General features: G+C 72.3%; 19 protein-coding genes. 12 read left to right on the top strand and 7 right to left on the bottom strand.

Annotated features, from left to right (window positions below):
* The first annotated feature begins 90 nt into the window (after positions 1–90).
* From rplU to proB, 4 genes are all read left to right on the top strand, one after another.
* A complete protein-coding gene (gene rplU / locus OG738_RS24060; protein WP_086678418.1) occupies positions 91–405 on the top strand; it encodes a 50S ribosomal protein L21 in 315 nt (104 codons plus the stop codon).
* Between the two features lie 39 nt (positions 406–444).
* Complete coding sequence (gene rpmA / locus OG738_RS24065; protein ID WP_329044255.1) at positions 445–705, top strand: 50S ribosomal protein L27; 261 nt, start codon at positions 445–447, stop codon at positions 703–705.
* 106 nt (positions 706–811) lie between these two features.
* Positions 812–2,272, top strand: a complete 1,461-nt coding sequence (obgE, locus tag OG738_RS24070; protein WP_329044257.1) for a GTPase ObgE — start codon at positions 812–814, stop codon at positions 2,270–2,272.
* Complete coding sequence (gene proB, locus OG738_RS24075; RefSeq protein ID WP_329044258.1) at positions 2,269–3,378, top strand: glutamate 5-kinase; 1,110 nt, start codon at positions 2,269–2,271, stop codon at positions 3,376–3,378. Before obgE ends, proB begins: the two co-directional genes overlap by 4 nt.
* Before the next feature lie 205 nt (positions 3,379–3,583).
* Here the strand turns inward: proB and OG738_RS24080 are convergent, their stop codons facing one another.
* A complete protein-coding gene (locus tag OG738_RS24080; RefSeq protein WP_329044259.1) occupies positions 3,584–4,297 on the bottom strand; it encodes an SDR family NAD(P)-dependent oxidoreductase in 714 nt (237 codons plus the stop codon).
* Between the two features lie 62 nt (positions 4,298–4,359).
* Between OG738_RS24080 and OG738_RS24085 the strand changes: the two genes are divergently transcribed.
* Entirely contained in the window at positions 4,360–4,959 is a 600-nt protein-coding gene (locus OG738_RS24085) for a TetR/AcrR family transcriptional regulator (protein ID WP_329044260.1), read from the top strand.
* On the opposite strand, the gene OG738_RS24090 is transcribed toward OG738_RS24085, so the two are convergent.
* From OG738_RS24090 to OG738_RS24110, 5 genes are all read right to left on the bottom strand, one after another.
* On the bottom strand, positions 4,929–5,213 hold the full coding sequence (locus OG738_RS24090; RefSeq protein WP_329044261.1) for a putative quinol monooxygenase: 285 nt from the start codon (positions 5,211–5,213) through the stop codon (positions 4,929–4,931). The genes OG738_RS24085 and OG738_RS24090 overlap by 31 nt on opposite strands.
* Positions 5,210–5,596, bottom strand: coding sequence for a PPOX class F420-dependent oxidoreductase (locus OG738_RS24095; protein WP_329044263.1), 387 nt, complete (start codon positions 5,594–5,596; stop codon positions 5,210–5,212). The genes OG738_RS24090 and OG738_RS24095 overlap by 4 nt, the downstream gene beginning before the upstream one ends.
* 11 nt (positions 5,597–5,607) lie before the next feature.
* Entirely contained in the window at positions 5,608–7,329 is a 1,722-nt protein-coding gene (gene argS, locus OG738_RS24100; RefSeq protein WP_329044265.1) for an arginine--tRNA ligase, read from the bottom strand.
* A 96-nt stretch (positions 7,330–7,425) separates the two neighbouring features.
* A complete protein-coding gene (locus tag OG738_RS24105) occupies positions 7,426–8,712 on the bottom strand; it encodes an MFS transporter (RefSeq protein ID WP_329044267.1) in 1,287 nt (428 codons plus the stop codon).
* 98 nt (positions 8,713–8,810) lie between these two features.
* Positions 8,811–10,922 carry a RecQ family ATP-dependent DNA helicase gene (locus tag OG738_RS24110; RefSeq protein WP_329044268.1) on the bottom strand — a complete coding sequence of 704 codons (2,112 nt, stop codon included), beginning with the start codon at positions 10,920–10,922 and terminating at the stop codon, positions 8,811–8,813.
* A 197-nt stretch (positions 10,923–11,119) separates the two neighbouring features.
* Here OG738_RS24110 and nadD point away from each other — a divergent pair, with 197 nt between their 5' ends.
* The 7 genes from nadD to OG738_RS24145 all read left to right on the top strand — a co-directional run bounded on the left by nadD (position 11,120) and on the right by OG738_RS24145 (position 17,604).
* Positions 11,120–11,689: a nicotinate-nucleotide adenylyltransferase gene (gene nadD, locus OG738_RS24115; protein WP_442875951.1), complete on the top strand. Its 570-nt coding sequence runs from the start codon at positions 11,120–11,122 to the stop codon at positions 11,687–11,689.
* A gap of 59 nt (positions 11,690–11,748) precedes the next feature.
* Positions 11,749–12,144 (top strand): ribosome silencing factor, encoded by a 396-nt coding sequence (rsfS, locus tag OG738_RS24120; RefSeq protein ID WP_003067112.1) that lies wholly within the window; start codon positions 11,749–11,751, stop codon positions 12,142–12,144.
* Positions 12,141–12,755: a histidine phosphatase family protein gene (locus OG738_RS24125; protein ID WP_329044273.1), complete on the top strand. Its 615-nt coding sequence runs from the start codon at positions 12,141–12,143 to the stop codon at positions 12,753–12,755. The genes rsfS and OG738_RS24125 overlap by 4 nt, the downstream gene beginning before the upstream one ends.
* A gap of 3 nt (positions 12,756–12,758) precedes the next feature.
* A complete protein-coding gene (gene octT, locus OG738_RS24130; RefSeq protein ID WP_329044274.1) occupies positions 12,759–13,487 on the top strand; it encodes a diglucosylglycerate octanoyltransferase in 729 nt (242 codons plus the stop codon).
* 4 nt (positions 13,488–13,491) lie between these two features.
* On the top strand, positions 13,492–14,349 hold the full coding sequence (locus tag OG738_RS24135; protein ID WP_329044276.1) for a DegV family protein: 858 nt from the start codon (positions 13,492–13,494) through the stop codon (positions 14,347–14,349).
* 157 nt (positions 14,350–14,506) lie between these two features.
* Positions 14,507–15,226 (top strand): ComEA family DNA-binding protein, encoded by a 720-nt coding sequence (locus OG738_RS24140; RefSeq protein ID WP_329044278.1) that lies wholly within the window; start codon positions 14,507–14,509, stop codon positions 15,224–15,226.
* Positions 15,223–17,604, top strand: a complete 2,382-nt coding sequence (locus OG738_RS24145) for a ComEC/Rec2 family competence protein (protein WP_329044280.1) — start codon at positions 15,223–15,225, stop codon at positions 17,602–17,604. The genes OG738_RS24140 and OG738_RS24145 overlap by 4 nt, the downstream gene beginning before the upstream one ends.
* A gap of 5 nt (positions 17,605–17,609) precedes the next feature.
* On the opposite strand, the gene OG738_RS24150 is transcribed toward OG738_RS24145, so the two are convergent.
* Positions 17,610–18,119, bottom strand: a complete 510-nt coding sequence (locus tag OG738_RS24150; protein ID WP_329044282.1) for a DUF4231 domain-containing protein — start codon at positions 18,117–18,119, stop codon at positions 17,610–17,612.
* Between the last annotated feature and the right edge of the window lie 90 nt (positions 18,120–18,209).

Consider the following 18,209-nt stretch of genomic DNA (forward strand, 5'->3'; position numbering starts at 1 on the left):
TAGGTCGCTGCGCGAGTTCAGGACCGCCTTCCCGGAGGCGGGCCGATCGCGCGGGCCCCCACCCATTGTCGAGTAATGCAGGAGACTTCCGTGTCGGCGTACGCGATCGTCAAGACCGGCGGCAAGCAGTACAAGGTGGCCGTCGGCGACGTCGTCGAGGTCGAGAAGCTCGAGGGCGAGCCGGGCACCGAGCACATCCTCCCCGCCGTTTTGTACGTCGACGGTGGCGAGGTCACCACGGACGCCGACGCGCTGGCGAAGGTCTCGGTCACCGGCAAGGTCGTCGAGCAGACCAAGGGTCCGAAGATCCGGATCCACAAGTTCAAGAACAAGACGGGCTACCACAAGCGCCAGGGTCACCGGCAGAAGCTGACCCGCGTCGAGGTCACCGCCATCTCCCTGTAAGACCGTCTCCGGATCTTCGGCAAGAAAGAGGATTGAGCCATGGCTCACAAGAAGGGTGCGTCCAGCTCCCGCAACGGTCGCGACTCGAACGCGCAGCGCCTCGGCGTCAAGCGCTTCGGCGGCCAGCAGGTCAACGCCGGCGAGATCCTGATCCGCCAGCGCGGCACCAAGTTCCACCCCGGCGTGAACGTCGGCCGTGGCGGCGACGACACGCTGTTCGCGCTGGCCACCGGCGCGGTCCAGTTCGGCGAGAAGCGCGGCCGCAAGACGGTCAACATCGTTGTGCCGACCGAAGCCTGACCTTCGGTCTGTCGCTAGACCTCTGACGAGGGGTGGGGCCGGAATATCCGGTGCCACCCCTCGTTTGTTTTGTGTATCCCTTGTTCGCGAGTGAAAGAGGCAAGTCATGGCGTCCCGGTTCGTGGACCGCGCGGTCATCCACCTGACCGCCGGTGACGGGGGCAACGGCTGTGCCTCGGTGCACCGCGAGAAGTTCAAGCCCCTCGGCGGCCCGGACGGCGGCAACGGCGGCAACGGCGGCGACGTCCTGCTGGTCGTCGACCCGAACGTGCACACCCTGCTCGACTTCCACTTCCGCCCGCACGCCAAGGCGGGCAGCGGCAAGATGGGCCAGGGCGGCAACCGTGCGGGGGCGGCGGGGGAGACCCTGGTGATGAAGGTGCCGTCGGGCACCGTCGTGTTCACCGAGGACGGCGAGCTGGTCGCGGACCTCATCGGCCCGGGCACCACGTTCGTCGCGGCGCAGGGCGGCCGCGGCGGCCTCGGCAACGCGGCGCTGTCGTCGAAGGCGCGCAAGGCCCCCGGCTTCGCGCTGCTGGGCGAGCCCGGCGAGGCCCGCAACCTGGTGCTGGAGCTGCGCTCGGTCGCCGACGTCGGCCTGCTCGGCTTCCCGTCCGCCGGCAAGTCGTCGCTGATCTCGGTGCTGTCCGCGGCCAAGCCGAAGATCGCCGACTACCCGTTCACCACGCTGGTGCCGAACCTCGGCGTCATCACCGGCGGCGAGACGGTGTTCACGATGGCCGACGTGCCCGGCCTGATCCCCGGCGCGTCCGAGGGCAAGGGCCTCGGTCTCGACTTCCTGCGCCACATCGAGCGGTGCGCGGTGCTGGTGCACGTCGTCGACTGCGCCACGCTCGAGCCGGGCCGCGACCCAGTGTCCGATGTGGACGCTCTTGAGGCGGAACTTTCCAAGTACACCCCGGGTCTCGGCGGGAAGCTCGAGGAGCGCCCGCGCGTGGTCGTGCTCAACAAGATCGACATCCCGGAGGCCGCCGAGCTCGCCGAGTTCGTCCGGCCGGAGTTCGAAGCCCGCGGCCTGCAGGTGTTCGAGGTCTCCACGGCGTCGCGCAAGGGCCTGCGTGAGCTGACGTTCGCCCTGGCCAGGGTCGTCGAGCAGTACCGCGAGGCGCAGCCGGTGCTCGAGCCGGAGAAGATCGTCCTGCGGCCGCTCGCCGTCGACGACACCGGGTTCACCGTCGAGGTCGACCCCGAGGAGGAGGGCGCGTTCATCGTGCGCGGGTCCCGCCCGGAACGGTGGATCCGCCAGACCGACTTCGGCAACGACGAGGCCGTCGGCTACCTGGCCGATCGGCTCGAACGCCTCGGCGTCGAGGAGAAGCTGGCGAAACTCGGCGCGGTGCCGGGCAGCCCGGTCACGATCGGCGACGTCCAGTTCGAGTGGGAGCCGTCGACGCCTGCGGTGGCGATGCACCTGTCCGGGCGCGGCACCGACGTCCGGCTGGAGCGCAACGACCGGGTCGGCGCGGCCGAGCGCAAGGAAGCCCGCCGGATCCGCCGCGACGGCCCGGACGAGACCGAAGACGGCGACGTGGACCTGGACGCGTGAGCGGCACGCGGGAAGCCATCGCCTCGGCCCGGCGCCTGGTCGTCAAGGTCGGCTCGTCGGCGCTGACCACGGCCGGCAGCGGCCTCGACGTGGCTCGGCTGGACGCGCTGGTCGACGCGATCGCCGAGCGCGTCGCCCGCGACGCGCAGATCGTGCTCGTGTCCTCGGGTGCGATCGGCGCCGGGCTGGCGCCGCTTTCGCTCGGCAAGCGTCCCCGCGACCTCGCGACCCAGCAGGCGGCGGCGAGCGTCGGCCAGCTGACGCTGGCGCACGCGTACGCGGAGTCGTTCGGCCGGTTTTCGCTGACGGTCGGCCAGGTGCTCCTGACGTCCGACGACGTCGTCCGCCGGTCGCACTACCGCAACGCGCAGCGGACGTTCTCGCGGCTGCTGGCCCTGGGCGCGGTCCCGGTGGTCAACGAGAACGACACGGTGGCCACGGAGGAAATCCGCTTCGGCGACAACGACCGCCTGGCGGCGCTGGTGGCCCACCTGATCGGCGCGGACGCGCTGATCCTGCTGTCCGATGTGGACGGCCTCTACGACGGCGACCCCCGCGAGGGCGCCACCCGCAAGCTCACCGAGGTCCTCTCGGAGTCCGATGTGGACGGGATCTCGGTCGGCATGTCCAGCTCCGGCCTGGGAACGGGCGGCATGGTGTCGAAGCTGGCGGCGGCCCGCACAGCGGCGGGCGCGGGCATCCCGGTCCTGCTGGCGGCGGCTTCGGAAGCTTCTGCCGCGTTGACAACGGCTTCCCCGGGCACGGCGTTCGCCCCGGCGGACACGCGCCTGTCGGCCCGCAGGTTCTGGCTGGGTTACGCGGCGGACACGACGGGCAAGCTCCACCTGGACGACGGCGCGGTAACGGCGGTGGTCCGCCGCCGCAGGTCGTTGCTGGCGGCGGGAATCATCGGCGTCTCAGGCGAATTCCAGGCCGGCGACGTGGTCGACCTGGTGGACGCGAAGGACCGCCCGGTAGCCCGCGGAGTGGTGGCCTTCGACGCGACGGAACTCCCGGACCTGATCGGCCGCTCAACCCCCGAGCTGCCGCCCGAACAACGCCGCGAGGTAGTCCACGCCGACGACCTCGTCCCCCTCCGCCGCTAACCCCCCACCGCCTCACGTGCTCGCCCAGGCATCACCCGTGATCCACCGGGCATCACCCGTGATTGAGCGGGCATCACCCGTGATCCGGCGGGCATCACCGTGTCGACCGTCCAATCACGTGTGATGCCTCTCCAATCACGTGTGATGCCCCTTCGATCACGGGTGATGCCTTCCTGATCACGGGTGATGCCCCTTCACGTCGGGCTCAGCCCACCGAGACCAGGCGGGCGCCGCCGTCGGCTTCCAGGATCGTGCCGCTCAGGTTGCGGTTCGTCGCCGCCAGCGCCACGACCTCCGCCACGTCGTCCGCCGTCGCCACGCGGCGGCACGGGATCGAAGCCGCCGTCTGCGCGAAGAACCCTTCCCGCACCTCCGCCGGGAAGCCGCTCCACCACGCCGTGTCCACGACGCCCGGCGAAACCGCGTTCACCCGCCGCGGCGCCAGTTCGACCGCGAGCGGCTTGACCAGCGCTTCCACTGCCGCGTTCAGCGCGGCGATGCCCGCCGTCCCCGGCATCGCCGCGTGCGCGCTGATCGCGCCCAGCAGCGTGATCGACCCGTCCGCGGCCAGGTGCGGCAGCACCGCCTGGATCGTCGTCAGGTGCGCCCAGAACTTCGCGTCGAACGCCCGCCGCAGCATCGCCAGGTCCAGCGACGCGATCGGCCCCATCCCTTCGGCGCCGGACAGGCTCACCACCAGCACGTCGACCGTGCCCAGCGACTCCGCCAGCGCGGCCATCGCCGAGGCGTCGCCGCCGTCGGCCTGGTGGCCGGTCAGCTCCGGATCACTGAGAGCGACGTCGTCGAGGCGTTCCTTGCCGCGCCCGGTCACGTGGACGTCGTAACCCTGCTCGTGCAACCGCCGCGCGGTCGCCAGGCCGATGCCCGAAGTGCCGCCGGCGACGAGAGCGATGCTCATGACTTGTTCCCCATTTCGAACCGGTACGTCTCGTTTCGAAACCGACGTTACCATCGGATCCCATGACCGACCAGTCCCGTCCCGGACGCAAGCGCAGCGAACAGAGCCGGCTGGCGATCCTCACCGCCACACTCGACCTGGTCGCCGAGGCGGGCTACGGCGCGCTGACCGTCGAAGGCATCGCCGCCCGCTCCGGCGTCGGCAAGCAGACGATCTACCGCTGGTGGCCGTCGAAGGCCGACGTCCTGCTCGACGCGCTCGCGACGAAGGCGGACCTGTACGTGCCGATCCCCGACGAGGGGACGTTCCGCGCCGACCTTGCCGCGTTCCTGGGCAGCACGTTCGAACTGGGCGAGAAAGCGCAGGTCGCGGACACACTGCGCGCGCTGATGGCGCAGGCGCAGATCGACCCCGGCTTCGGGAAGCGGTTCCGCGAAGACTTCCTCAACCGCCGCCGCGAAGCGCTCGGCACCCTCGTCGACCGCGCCCGCGAGCGCGGCGAACTGCCCGCGGAAGTCAGCTCCCGCACCGTGATCGACGTCGTGTTCGGCACGCTCTGGTACCGGCTCCTCGCGACGCGGGAGCCGATCGGCACCAGCCTGACCGGGGAACTGGTGGCGCTACTGGCCGATCACGGCGCCTCGACCGCCGAAATCCGGTAGCGCGCCACCGAAGCGTCGAGGATCTGCGCCGCCTGCTCGTCCGACGGCCCGGACCCGCGGAAGCGCTCGAGGTCCGCATCGGACTCCCAGCGCTCGTACACGGTCACCCGGCCGGGGTCGAGCAGGTCGGCACCCAGCGCGTACTCCAGACAGCCGGGTGCCTCCCGCGCGAGGCGGACGGCCTCGCCGCAGCTCTCGAGGTAGGCGTCCCGGCCTTCGGGGGCGACCCGCAACCAGCCCGCGATGATGATCACGGGGTGATCCGATCCGGTTTGATCGTGAGCAGCAGCCGCGTCTGGTCCCGGCCGCCCCACCACGGGTACGGGCCGCCGAGGTAGCGCTGCGAGAGCTTCTCGATGTGCTCGACCGCGCCGTCCTCGGTCATCTCCAGCACGCGTCCGCGGATCGCGTAGTAGCGCGACGGCCGGTCGCGGTCGGCGACGTTCAGCGCCACCCGCGGGTCGCGCTGGAGGTTACGCTGCTTCTGGTGGCCCAGCACGGTGTTGACGAGGATGTGCGCGCCGTCGGTGTCCACCCAGGTCTGGGTGAGCTGCGGCGAGCCGTCGGGCATCAGGGTGGCCAGGAAGCAGAGGCTGGGCTCGCGCAGCAGTGCGAGCAGATCGCCGGGCAGTTCCAAGGTGATCTCCGCTAGAGCCGGTCGGGCGCTTCGATGCCGAGCAGCGAGAGCCCGAGCGCGAGCGTGTGCGACGTCAGCGTAGTCAACCTCAGCCGGGACGCGCGCAACTCGGGGTCCGGCGCCTTGATGACCGGACAATCGTCGTAAAACCGGGAGAACGCGACCGCGGTTTCGTACAGGTACGTACAGAGCTTGTGCGGCGCGTAGCCGTCCGTCGCGACCTTCAGCGCTTCGCCGAACCGGAGCAGCTTCACCGCCAGAGCTCGCTCCGCAGGCGCTTCCAGCGTGATTTCCGCACCATCGGATACGCCGGCCGCCTTCCGGAGGATCGACCGCGTCCGCGCGTGCGCGTACTGGAGGTACACCGAAGTGTTGCCTTCCTTGGCGAGCATCCGGTCCCAGGCGAAGACGTAGTCGCGCTCGCGGTCGCCGGACAGGTCGGCGTACTTGACCGCGCCGATGCCGACGGCCCGGGCGACCTCGGCTTGCCCGGCTGCGTCGAGCTCGCTGCGTTCGGCGACGACCGCGGCGGCCTGCGTCACGGCTTCGGTGAGCAGGTCGGCCAGCTTGACCGTGTCGCCGGACCGGGTCCGCATGGTCTTGCCGTCGGCACCCAGGACCGTGCCGAAGCCGATGTGCTCGGCGTGCCCGGTCAGCCAACCGGCCGCGCGGCAGACGGCGAACAGCATCGCGAAGTGCTGCGCCTGCGGCGTCCCGACGACGTAGAGGAGGTCGGTCGCGCCGCGTTCGGCCGTCCAGTACCGAACGGTGGCCAGGTCGGTCGCGGCGTACCCGTAGCCGCCGTCGCGCTTGCGGACGATCAGCGGCAGCCGGTCACCCTCGCGGTTGCGGAAGCCTTCGGGGAACACGCACACCGCGCCGTCGCTGATCTCGGTCAGCCCGGCCCGTTCGAGGTCGTCGACCACGGCGGCGAGGTGCGGGTTGTAGAAGCTCTCGCCGTAGATGTCCTTGTCCGTCAAGGAGATGCCGAGCAGCGCGTAGACCTCGTCGAAGTGCCGGGTCGATTCGGCGACGAGCTCCCGCCAGACGGCCAGGGTTTCCTCGTCGCCGCTCTGCAGCAGCACGACGCGGGTGCGCGCCCGCGTCGCGAACGCTTCGTCGCCGTCGAACTTCTGCCGCGCTTCGCGGTAGAACGCGTCGAGGTCGGCGATGGCGCGTTGCCCGGCCGGGACGTCGAGGAGGTGCTCGATCAGCATGCCGAACGGCGTGCCCCAGTCGCCGAGATGGTTGTGCGGCAGCACTTCGTGCCCGGCGAACCGCAGGAGGCGCGCGAGCGCGTCGCCGATCACCGTCGTGCGCAGGTGCCCGACGTGCATCTCCTTGGCGACGTTCGGGCTGCTGTAGTCCAGCGCGATCCGCCGCGGCGACGCGGTTTCCGGCACGCCGAGGCGGGGGTCGCCGAGGAGCGCGGCGGTGCGGTCTTGGAGCCATTCCCCGCGCAGCACGAAGTTGAGGAACCCCGGCCCGGCGATCTCGGGCGGGTCGGCGATGCCCTCGAGTTCCAGCGCGCCGGCGATGGCTTCCGCGACCTCACGCGGTGGGCGCCCGAGCCGCTTGCCCAGGCTCATCGCGAGGTTTCCCTGGTAGTCGACGCCTTCGCGCGGCGACGCCTGGATCAGCGCCTGCTCCGGCGTCAGTTCGACGTCCAGCGCCCGGCCGGCGGCGGCCACCACGCGGCGCGCCAGCTCCTCGGTAACGTCGGCGGTCTGCACGGTGTCCCTCCTTCGGCTCGGTCACGGAGCCCACAACTGCTTGAGGGGGTCCGGATGTCGCAGCGTAGCGAGCGTGACCGGCCGGTGACGAAGGGTTTACCGCAGCTCGCTGCCCTTGGTCTCGGGCAGGGTCAGGATGACCGCGAAGGCGATCGCCGCGCCGACGGCGACGTACCAGAAGTAGAGCGTCTGCGAGACCGTGCCGAAGACGGTGATCAGCAGCGGCGCCGTGCCGCCGAAGATCGCGACGGTCAGGTTGTACCAGGCGCCGATCCCGAGCCCGCGCAGCTCGGTGGGGAACAGCTCGCTCATGATGGCCGGCGCGATCGACGTCATCGCCGTGTACAGCCCGAGCCCAACGCAGAACACCGCGAGCAGCCCACCGACGCCGGGGCCGATCAACGTGGACAGCGGCACGACGACGAGCGCGGTCACCCCCGACCAGACGAGCAGCTGCGGCTTCCGCCCGGCCCGGTCCGCGAGCGCCCCCATCGGGTACTGCAGGGCGATGAACAACGCCGTGCCGACCGAAAGCGCGAGGAAGACGGCGTCGGCGCCGGCGTGGCGGTTCTTCACCGCGAACGACGTCAGCGCGCTGAAGAACGTGTAGTAGCAAAGCGTCGAGAGCATCGTGAAGCCGACGAGCCTGCCGACGGCCTTGGGGTGGTGCGTCAGCGTCGTCAGCAACGGCCGCTCGAGTTTCCGCGCCTTGGCCTTCGTCTGCTGGAACAGCTCGGTCTCGGCGAGGCTGCGGCGCAGCCACAGCCCGACCAGCCCGAAGACGCCGCCCAGCAGGAACGGCAGCCGCCAGCCCCACGACGCGAGCTGCGCCTTGTCCAGCGTCCGGGCCAGGACGAACCCGAGCACGGTCGCGATCAGCACGGCCGTCCCGGTCGAGATGTAGAAGAACGCCGAGTACCGCCCGCGACGCTCCGGCGGCGCGATCTCGCCCAGGTACGCCGACGCGTTCGACACCTCACCGCCGAGCGACAGCCCCTGCGCGACGCGGGCGAACAGCAGCAGGATCGGCGCGAGCCAGCCCACCTGCGAGAACGTCGGCAGCAGCCCGATCGCCACCGACCCGCCCGCCATGAGCAGGATGGTGAGGATCATGGCCGGCTTGCGGCCGCGCGTGTCCGCGAAGCGTCCGAGCAGGACTCCGCCGAGCGGGCGGAAGAAGAACGCGAGCGCGTAGGTGGCGAACGTGTTGATCAGTGCCAGCGTGTCGTTCCCGGCGGGGAAGAACGCGCCGGCGAAGTAGATGCTGAACGTCGCGTAGATCGTCCAGTCGAACCACTCCAGCGCGTTGCCCGCGCTCGCCGCGAACAGCTTGCGCACCGGCAGCCGGTGCCGCTGGGATGCCTGCACGGCGGACTCGGTCATGGCGGCCTCCACGTCACCCGAAGGTGCAACGGGACTTTGCCATATTCGTTCGCGGTCCGAAAGGTTCCGACTCGTCCGGCTTCGTGTTCTCCTCTCCCTTACGCCGTGCTGGCCAGCGCGAACGGCAGGACCGCCGGCGCGCCGGCCCGCCGCAGCAGGCGGGCGGCCAGCGTCATCGTCCAGCCGGTGTCGATGACGTCGTCCACCAGCAGGACCGGCCCGGCCGGCAGGATCCCCGCGAGGTCGGCGGGCATGCTCAGCCGCTTCCACAGGTCGGCCAGCCGCTGAGCGCTGTTCGCCTGACGCGGTGGCGGGCCGTCCGCGTCGAGCGCGCCGAGGAAGTCCAGCTTGCCGATGTCGGCCAGCCGCGTCGCCAGGCTGTACACCAGCTGTGGCCGCGTCGACGACGGCACGGCCACCACCGCGACCGGCCGCTCCGCCCACTGCCACCCGGCGAGCACCTGGACGCACGCCTTGAACACCGAGTCGGGCACGTCGGCGTCCTTCGCCTGCGGCCCCACCAGTTCCCGCAGCCGGTTGCCCCAGCCGACGTCGGTGAGCCGTCCGAGCACCTGTCCCGGCTCGGCCTGGTCGTCGGCCCCGATCCGGCCGGAGACCGGAACGTCCAAAGAGGACATCCCGGTGGGCCACTGCTTCCGCGGTGCGACCTCGACGCCCGGCCGCTGCAGCCGTTCGCGGGTCGCCTCGGCGACGTCGTCGGCCACCGTCGTGTCCCAGTGCGTGCCGGTGCAGTTGTCGCACCGCCCGCACGGCGTCGCCTCGGGGTCGTCGAGTTGGCGCCGCAGGTACGCCATCCGGCAGCCGTCCGTCGCGAGGTAGCCGAGCATCGCGTCCTGCTCGCGCTCCCGGGCCTCCGCGACCCGCCGGTACCGCCCGCGGTCGTACTCCCAGTCCTCGCCCGTGCTCGTCCAGCCGCCCTTCACGCGCCGCACCGCGCCGTCGACGTCCAGGACCTTGAGCACCATTTCCAGCCGTGACCGGGAAAGCTCCACCGACGGCTCGAGCGCGGCCGTCGACAGTGGACGGTCGGCGTACGCGAGCGTGTTCAGCACCTGCGTCACCCGCAGCTCGTCGGGGAAGGCGAGCGAGCCGAAGTACGCCCAGATCGCCCGGTCCTCCTCGCCGGGCAGCAGCACGACCTCGGCGCGCTCCACACCACGCCCGGCGCGGCCGACCTGCTGGTAGTACGCGATCGGCGACGACGGCGCGCCGAGGTGCACGACGAACCCGAGGTCCGGCTTGTCGAACCCCATGCCCAGCGCGGACGTCGCGACCAGCGCCTTGACCCGGTTGCCGAGCAGGTCGTCCTCGGCGGCCTGCCGGTCGGCCGGGTCGGTCTTGCCGGTGTAGGCCGCCACCGGATAGCCGCGGTCCTTCAGCAGCGACGCGACGTCGTGCGCCGCCGCCACGGTCAGCGTGTAGATGATCCCCGACCCGGGCAGCTCGGCCAGGTGGTCGGCGAGCCAGGCCAGCCGCGCCTGCGACGTCGGCAGCCGGCACACCGACAACCGCAGGCTCTCCCGGTCGAGGCTGCCGCGCAGCACCAGCGTGTCCGCGCCCGTGCCGAGGCCCAGCTGCTCGGCGACGTCGGTGACGACGCGGTCGTTCGCCGTCGCCGTGGTCGCCAGCACCGGCACGCCGTCGGGCAGGTCGCCCAGCAGCGTGCGCAGGCGCCGGTAGTCGGGCCGGAAGTCGTGCCCCCAGTCGGAGATGCAGTGCGCCTCGTCGACCACCAGCAGGCCGGTGCTGGCGGTCAGCTTCGGCAGCACGTTGTCGCGGAAGTCCGGGTTGTTCAGCCGTTCGGGGCTGACAAGCAGCACGTCGATCTCGCCGGCCGCGACCGAGGCCTGGACCTGGTCCCACTCCTGGGGATTCGCGGAGTTCATGGTCGCCGCGTGGATCCCCGCACGGGCCGCCGCCGAGATCTGGTTGCGCATCAGGGCGAGCAGCGGCGAGACGATGACCGTCGGCCCGCTGCCCTGTTCACGCAGCAGGGCCGTGGCCAGGAAGTACACCGCCGACTTGCCCCAGCCGGTGCGTTGCACGACCAGCGCGCGACGCCGGTGCGCGACCAGTGCCTCGATGGCCGTCCACTGGTCTTCGCGCAGCTTCGCCGAATCGCCGGCGAGGGCCCGGACGAGGGTCTCGGCGCGGTCGCGGAGGGCTGGGGTGGTGCTGGTCGTGTCCACGTCCCCACGTCTACCCCATGGCACCGACGATCCGGGAATCGGCGGCGTCGCGAACGGACCGTTCGCGACGAATACCGGCCGTAATGTGACCTGAATCACAACTACTGCCCGGTAGGGCGAGGTGTGCGAGAGCACCCGGCTTCGCGCCGTCCGGCTGTATAGGCTCTCCGGTCATGTCACCACGGCGGATCGGGGTCATGGGCGGCACGTTCGACCCCGTGCACCACGGCCACCTCGTCGCGGCCAGCGAGGTCCAGTCCCGGTTCGGGCTCGACGAAGTGATCTTCGTCCCCACCGGGCAGCCCTGGCAGAAGACGAGCCGCCAGGTGACCAAGGCCGAGGACCGCTACCTGATGACGGTCATCGCGACCGCGTCCAACCCGGTCTTCTCGGTCAGCCGCGTGGACATCGACCGCGGCGGCCAGACCTACACCGTCGACACGCTGCGCGACCTCCATGCCGAGTACCCCGACGATCAGCTCTACTTCATCACCGGCGCCGACGCGCTCGAACAGATCCTGACCTGGCACAAGGCCGACGAGCTGTTCGACTTCGCGCACTTCATCGGCGTCACGCGGCCCGGCTACCGGCTGAACTCGCACCACCTGCCCAGCGGCAAGGTGAGCCTCGTCGAGGTCACCGCGATGGCGATCTCCTCGACCGGCTGCCGCGACCGCGTCGAACGCGGGGAACCGGTCTGGTACCTCGTTCCCGACGGGGTCGTCCGCTACATCGCGAAGAAGGATCTCTACCGGAAGAGCGACTGAAGGGCCCCTGGTCGCGGCGGGTACTCTTCTCGGGCGAACCCGATCTGTGAAGGAGCACCGTGGCAGCCACGTCCGAGGCACGAGAGCTGGCCGTAGCGGCCGCACACGCGGCGGCGGACAAGAAGGCCAGCGACGTCGTCGTGCTGGACGTGTCCGAGCAGCTCGTCATCACCGACGCCTTCGTCATCGCCTCCGCGTCCAACGAGCGCCTGGTCGGCGCCATCGTCGACAACGTCGAGGAGAAGCTGCGGGAGAGCGGCCACAAGCCGGTCCGCCGCGAAGGCGCCCGTGAGGGCCGCTGGGTCCTGCTCGACTACGTCGACGTCGTGGTGCACGTCCAGCACGTCGAGGAGCGCACGTTCTACGGCCTCGAGCGGCTGTGGAAGGACTGCCCCCGCATCGAGGTGGCCGGTCTCGAAGAGCCGCCCGCCGACGAGGACCCGGACGTCCCGTGAGCCCGCGGCGGCTCGTGCTCTGGCGCCACGGCGAGACGGACTACAACGCCGCCGGGCGGATGCAGGGTCACCTCGACTCGGCGCTGACGCCGGTCGGCTGGAACCAGGCCCGGTTCGCGGTTCCCGCGCTGGCCCGGTTCTCCCCGGACCTCGTCATCGCGTCCGACCTGCGCCGCGCCACCGACACGGCCACCGTGCTCACCGACGCGATCGGCGTCCCGCTGCGGATCGACAAGCGGCTGCGCGAGACGCACCTCGGCGAATGGCAGGGGCTCACCGGCGCGGAGGTCGACGCGGCCTACCCGGGTGAACGCGACCGCTGGCGCAAGGACGCGACCTGGGCGCCGCCGGGCGGGGAGAACCGCCTCGACGTCGCCGACCGCGCGAGCGAAGTGGTCACCGACCTGCAGCAGGCCAATTCTTCGGCGGGCGACACCGTCCTGCTGGCCGCGCACGGCGGGCTGATCACGGCGCTGACGGCGCGGCTGCTGAACCTGCCGGTGGAGACTTGGCCGTCGCTCGGCGGGATCTCGAACTGCCACTGGGTCGAGCTGGGCGCGCGCGACGGGAAGTGGCGGCTGCAGGCCTACAACGCGGGGATGCACGGCTAGCCGATGGGGCCCCGCCTGCTGGTGTTCGGCGATTCGCTGAGCTTTCACGGTCCGGAAGGACCCTGCGCCGCGGACGAGCCGCGGCTGTGGCCCAACGTGGCCGCTGCGGCGTTGGGCGGCACCGCCGACCTGGTCGCCGGGATCGGCTGGACCGCACGGGACGCCTGGTGGTCGCTGACCGGCGACCCGCGCGTGTGGGCCGACCTGCACCACGTCGACGCGGTCGTGCTGGCGGTCGGCAGCATGGACACGCTGCCCTCGCCGTTGCCGACCTACCTGCGCACCGGGCTGAAGTACCTGCGGCCCGACCCCGTGCGCCGCGTCGTGCGCAAGGCCTACCTCGCCGCGCAGCCGCGGCTGTCGATCGCGTTCCGCGGCCGTCCCGTGGTCCTACCGGCCAAGCTCACCGTGCAGTACCTCGACACCGCCGTGGACGCGTTGCGCGTTCTGCGCCCCGAACTGCCGATCTACGGCATGCTGCCGTCGGTGCACCGGGCCGCGGCGTACGGCGGCGTCCACACCGCGCGCCCGGCCGCGGCGGCCGCGATGGCGGCGTGGGGCGCGCGGGCGAACGTTCCCTTGCTCGACCTCGAAGCCGTTGTCGGAGAGCACGTCCTGAGCGGCGAGGGCAACCCGGACGGCATGCACTGGGGCTGGCAGGGACACGCCGCGGTGGGCGACGCGATGTCCGTGTTGATGGCGCCGGTGGCGGCCCCCGGCCACGTAGGCTGACGGCGTGTCGGTCGCCGTAGTCACGGATTCCACCGCCCACCTGCCGGAGGGCTTCGCCGAACGGCACGCGGTCCGGGTGGTGCCGCTGCACGTCCTGGTCGACGGCGTGGTTTCCCTCGACGGCGTCGAGACCGGCCCGGCGGCGGTCGCCGAGGCGATGAGCCAGCGCAAGATCGTCACGACGTCCCGGCCGACGCCCACGGAGTTCGTCAAGGAGTACCGCGCGGCGCTCGCCGACGGCGCCGACGCGATCGTTTCGGTGCACCTCTCGCGCGAGCTGTCGGGCACCTGGGAAGCGGCGGTGCTGGCGGCGCAGGAGGTCGGGCCGGACCGGATCCGCGTGGTCGACTCGCGCACCACCGCGATGGGGCTCGGGTTCGCCGCGCTGCACGCCGCCGACGCCGCGGCCGCCGGAGCTTCGGCGGCGGAAGCCGAGGCCGCGGCGGTGACCGCGGCCGGGTGCTCGTCGACGCTGTTCGTCGTGGAAACCCTGGAACACCTGCGCCGCGGCGGCCGGATCGGGCCGGCGGCGGCGCTGCTCGGCACGGCGCTGGCGGTGAAGCCGGTGCTGCACATGTCCGAAGGCCGGATCCTGCCGCTGGAGAAGGTCCGCACCATGAACCGGGCGCTCGCGCGGCTGGTCGAGCTGGCCGCCCAGGCCGCGCGGGACGACGACGTCGAGCTCGCCGTCCACCACCTCGCCTCGCCGGAGCGGGCCGTCGAGCTGGCGAACCGGCTGGAGGAGGCCGTGCCGCGCTCGGCGGGCTGCGTGGTCTCCGAGCTGGGCGCGGTGATCGGGGCGCACACCGGGCCCGGGGTGCTCGGGGTGGTCGTCCAGCGGACGGTGCCGTCCCGGCACTAGCCGCGGGCGCGCCGAACCCTCCAGCATGCCACCCGGGTACGACGGAAACGGCCGTTCCCGGGCCCGGCCGGGTGGATCCGTCCACATCACCCCGGTTGTCCACAGAACGCGGCGGCACCCCTGTCGGACGCCTCCCGCGGGCCCTAACGTCGATCGTGTGTTCGAGCAGCCCGCCCGGGATCCGGGCCCTCCCGTCAACGACCGGCTCGCCTGGCTGGCCGACCAGCTCTCGCCCGACGCGAGCACGGTCGGGCCCGGCGGCCGGCTGGTCCGGCGCTGGCTGCCGGGCGGACCGGCCGGTGCCGGCCGCCGCCGGTGGGCGTTCGCCGGGGTCGCCGCGGCGGTCGTGGTGATCGTCCTCGGCTCGGTCGCGCTCCTCGGCGGCCGTCCGGCACCTGAGTCACCACCCGCGCTGCCGAGTGCGAAACCGGCGAGCGAGGCCACGGCCCGGGCCGCACCCCAGGCCGGTCTCGTCGTCAGCGTGATCGGCCGCGTCCGGTCGCCCGGCCTGGTCACCGTGGTCCAGGGCGCCCGGGTCGCGGACGTCCTGCGGGCCGCGGGCGGCGCCGATCCCGGCGCGGACCTGACCGCGCTGAACCTCGCCCGCCGGGTGACCGACGGGGAGCAGCTCGCGGTCGGGATCCCGGCGCCCGCCGCCGCGCCGGCCGGTGCCCCGGCGGGCGGCAAGGTCGACCTCAACGCGGCGAGCACGGATCAGCTCGACACGCTGCCCGGCGTCGGCGCGGTGACGGCCCAGCGGATCGTCCAGTGGCGCACCGAGCACGGCGGCTTCACGAAGGTCGAGCAACTGCGCGACGTCGGAGGCATCGGAGAAAGCAAGTTCGAAAAACTTCGCGAGCAGGTGACGGTCGGATGAGCACACTTCCCACGACCGACACCCGGCAGGACATGCGGCTGGTCCCGGCGGCGCTCACGTGCTGGCTCGCCGCCCTCGGCGGCCTGCTGCTGGGCTGGTGGACGGCCGTCGCCGTCGGCCTCGCCTCGGCGGTGCTCGCCGGGCTGGTGCTCTGGCGGGCGCGCGGGCGTCGCCGGGCGCTCGGCGCGGCGGCGGCCCTGCTGGTGCTGGGACTGGTCGCCGCCGGCCCGATCGCCTGGCGGATCCGGGACGCACAGCGTGACGACCTTCGCGCGGCCTCGGCCGAGGGACTCCCCGCGGCGGTGCGGGTCGTCGTCGCCGAGCGCCCGAAGCCCGTGCGCAGTGCCGGATACGCCGGCCAGCAGGCCGGTGCCCGGTCGGTGGTGCTCACCGCCGACGTCCGCACGGCGTCGGTCGACGGACGGCCGGTCACGTCGTCCGGACGCGTCCTGCTGCTGGCCCCGGTCGCGCAGTGGGCGTCGCTGCTGCCGGGCCAGGACGTGACGGCGACCGGGCTGCTGATGCCGCCGCGGGGCTCGGACCTGACCGTCGCGGTGCTGTCCGTGCGCGGTCCGCCGGGCGAACTCGGGCCGGCCCCGTGGTGGCAGCGGATCGCGGCCGAGCTGCGCACCGGACTCCACGACCGGTGCCAGGACCTGCCGGAGGAACCCGCCGGCCTGCTGCCGGGGCTGGTCCTGGGCGATACGAGCGGGTTGTCGCCGCGGGTCGAGCAGGAGTTCGTCACCGCCGGGCTCACGCACCTGACCGCCGTCAGCGGGGGAAACCTCGCCGTGGCGTGCGGTGCGGTCCTGCTCCTGCTGCGCTTGCTCCGGCTCGGGCCCCGGCTGTCGGCGGTGCTGGCGGGCGCCTGCCTGGCCGGGTTCCTCCTCCTGGTCGGGCCGGAGCCGAGCGTGCTGCGCGCCGGGGTGATGGCGGCGGTCGCGTTGCTGGCGCTGGCGCTGGGCCGGCGCGGCTCGGCGTTGCCCGCACTGGCTTTCGCGGTGTGCCTGCTGGTGGTGACGGATCCGGCGATGGCGACGGACTTCGGGTTCGCGCTGTCGGTGTTCGCCACGGCCGGGCTGGTCCTGATCGCGCCCCGCTGGGCCGCCGTCCTGGTGCGCCGCGGCGTCCCGCCGGGGTTCGCCGAAGGCCTGGCGATCCCGCTGGCCGCGTTCCTCGTGACGGCGCCGGTCCTCGCGGGCATGGCGGGCTCGGTGAGCCTGGTTTCGGTGCTGACCAACGTCTTGGCCGCCCCGGTGGTGGCCCCGGCGACGGTGCTCGGCGTGCTGGCGACGGTGGTCGGCCCGTGGTGGCCGGGTGCCGGGACGGTCCTGGTGCACCTGGCCGAACCGGAGGCCGAGTGGCTGATCACGGTGGCGCGGCACGGCGCGCGGGCTCCTGGCGCCGTCGTCGCGTGGCCCGGCGGCTGGACGGGCGGGCTGCTCGCCGCGGCCGTGCTCGTGGTGCTGGTGCTGGCCGCCCGGCACCGGCGCGTGCGGCTGGTCATGGCAGTGCTGGTCGTCGGGGCGCTGCTGGTCTTCGTGCCGGTCCGGGTGCTGGCGCCGGCGTGGCCACCGCGGAACTGGGCGATGGTCGAGTGCGACGTCGGGCAGGGTGATGCGGTCGTGCTGGCGACCGCGGAGCCGGGACGCGCCGTCGTCGTGGACACCGGGCCCGAGCCGGGGCCGGTGGACGAGTGCCTGCACCGGCTGTCCGTCGACCGGATCCCGCTGCTGGTGCTGAGCCACCTGCACGCGGACCACATCGGCGGCCTGGCCTCGGTCTTCGACGGCCGGGCGGTCGGCGGGATCGCCGTCGGCCCGGGCCGGGCGCCCGAGTGGGCGTGGCGCCAGGTCGCCGCGGAGGCGAAGCGGCAGGCGGTGCCGCTGGTCGAGCTGAACCCGGGGGAGCGGCTGGCGTGGCCCGGGCTGTCCCTCGACGTCCTCGGCCCGCGCTATGTCCCGGCCCGCTCGGCCGGGCAGCAGGACGGCACGACGATCAACAACAGCTCGGTGGTCCTGCGAGCGCAAACCCCGGCCGGCCGGGTGCTGCTGACCGGCGACGTCGAACTGGCGGCTCAGGCCGACCTGCTGGCCGACGTCGGAAACCTGAAGGCGGACGTACTGAAGGTTCCGCACCACGGCTCTCGCTACTCGCTGCCGACGTTCCTGGCGGCCGTGGCGCCACGGGTCGCGTTGGTGAGCGTGGGCGCGGGCAACACCTACGGCCACCCGAGTAAGTCCACAATGGACACGTTGACGGCGCTGGGTGCCCTGGTGACCCGAACCGACGTCGACGGTGACACGGCAGTGGTCGGCGACCCGGCCGGTCCGGCGGTAGCCCGCCGGGGCGAGCCGCGCGGCCCGCCGCGCCGCTGAGCGGATCATTCGACGGCGGGGTGGGGGGCGCTCTCCTGGGTTCGGCGGCCGCGTTCGGCGGTGATCCGGCGCCGGACCCATTGGCGCCCACCCTCGTCGGCGAGGTTTTCCACGCGGGCGACCAGCTCGCGGACGGCGTCCGGGCCGTCGTAAGGCGGTGACGAATGGAGGAACAATGCGGCTTCACGCTCGATCGCGTAGCCGATCTGGCTGTGCTCCACCCAGTTCTCGTGCATGCCGAACGTGGTCCGGATGCCGGTGGCGATCAGGACGAGGGCGCCCAGCGCGGCGATGACCACCGAGTCGAGGTGCGCGGCGGCGGCCACCGGGATCGCGGCCGAGCCGACGAGGGCGACGACTTCCATGACGCCGTACCGCAGCCGGTCTCGCCGGGCGCCTCTCTTGTACCACCGCCATCTCGCGATGACCGTCACCGGCAAGGCCCGGCCGTCGCGTTCGGCGGTGACCATCCAGTGCTCGGCGAGATCGCCGGACGTGTTCTCAGCCCACTTCATACCCCGAACCTCCTGGACCGCGCCGACGCCTGGCGGGTGTCGACCTTAGCGGCCCAGGGAGCGCGGAAAGGAGGTGTTGCCGGGGCGAGC

Source organism: Amycolatopsis sp. NBC_01488 (assembly GCF_036227105.1).
Classification (GTDB): domain Bacteria; phylum Actinomycetota; class Actinomycetes; order Mycobacteriales; family Pseudonocardiaceae; genus Amycolatopsis.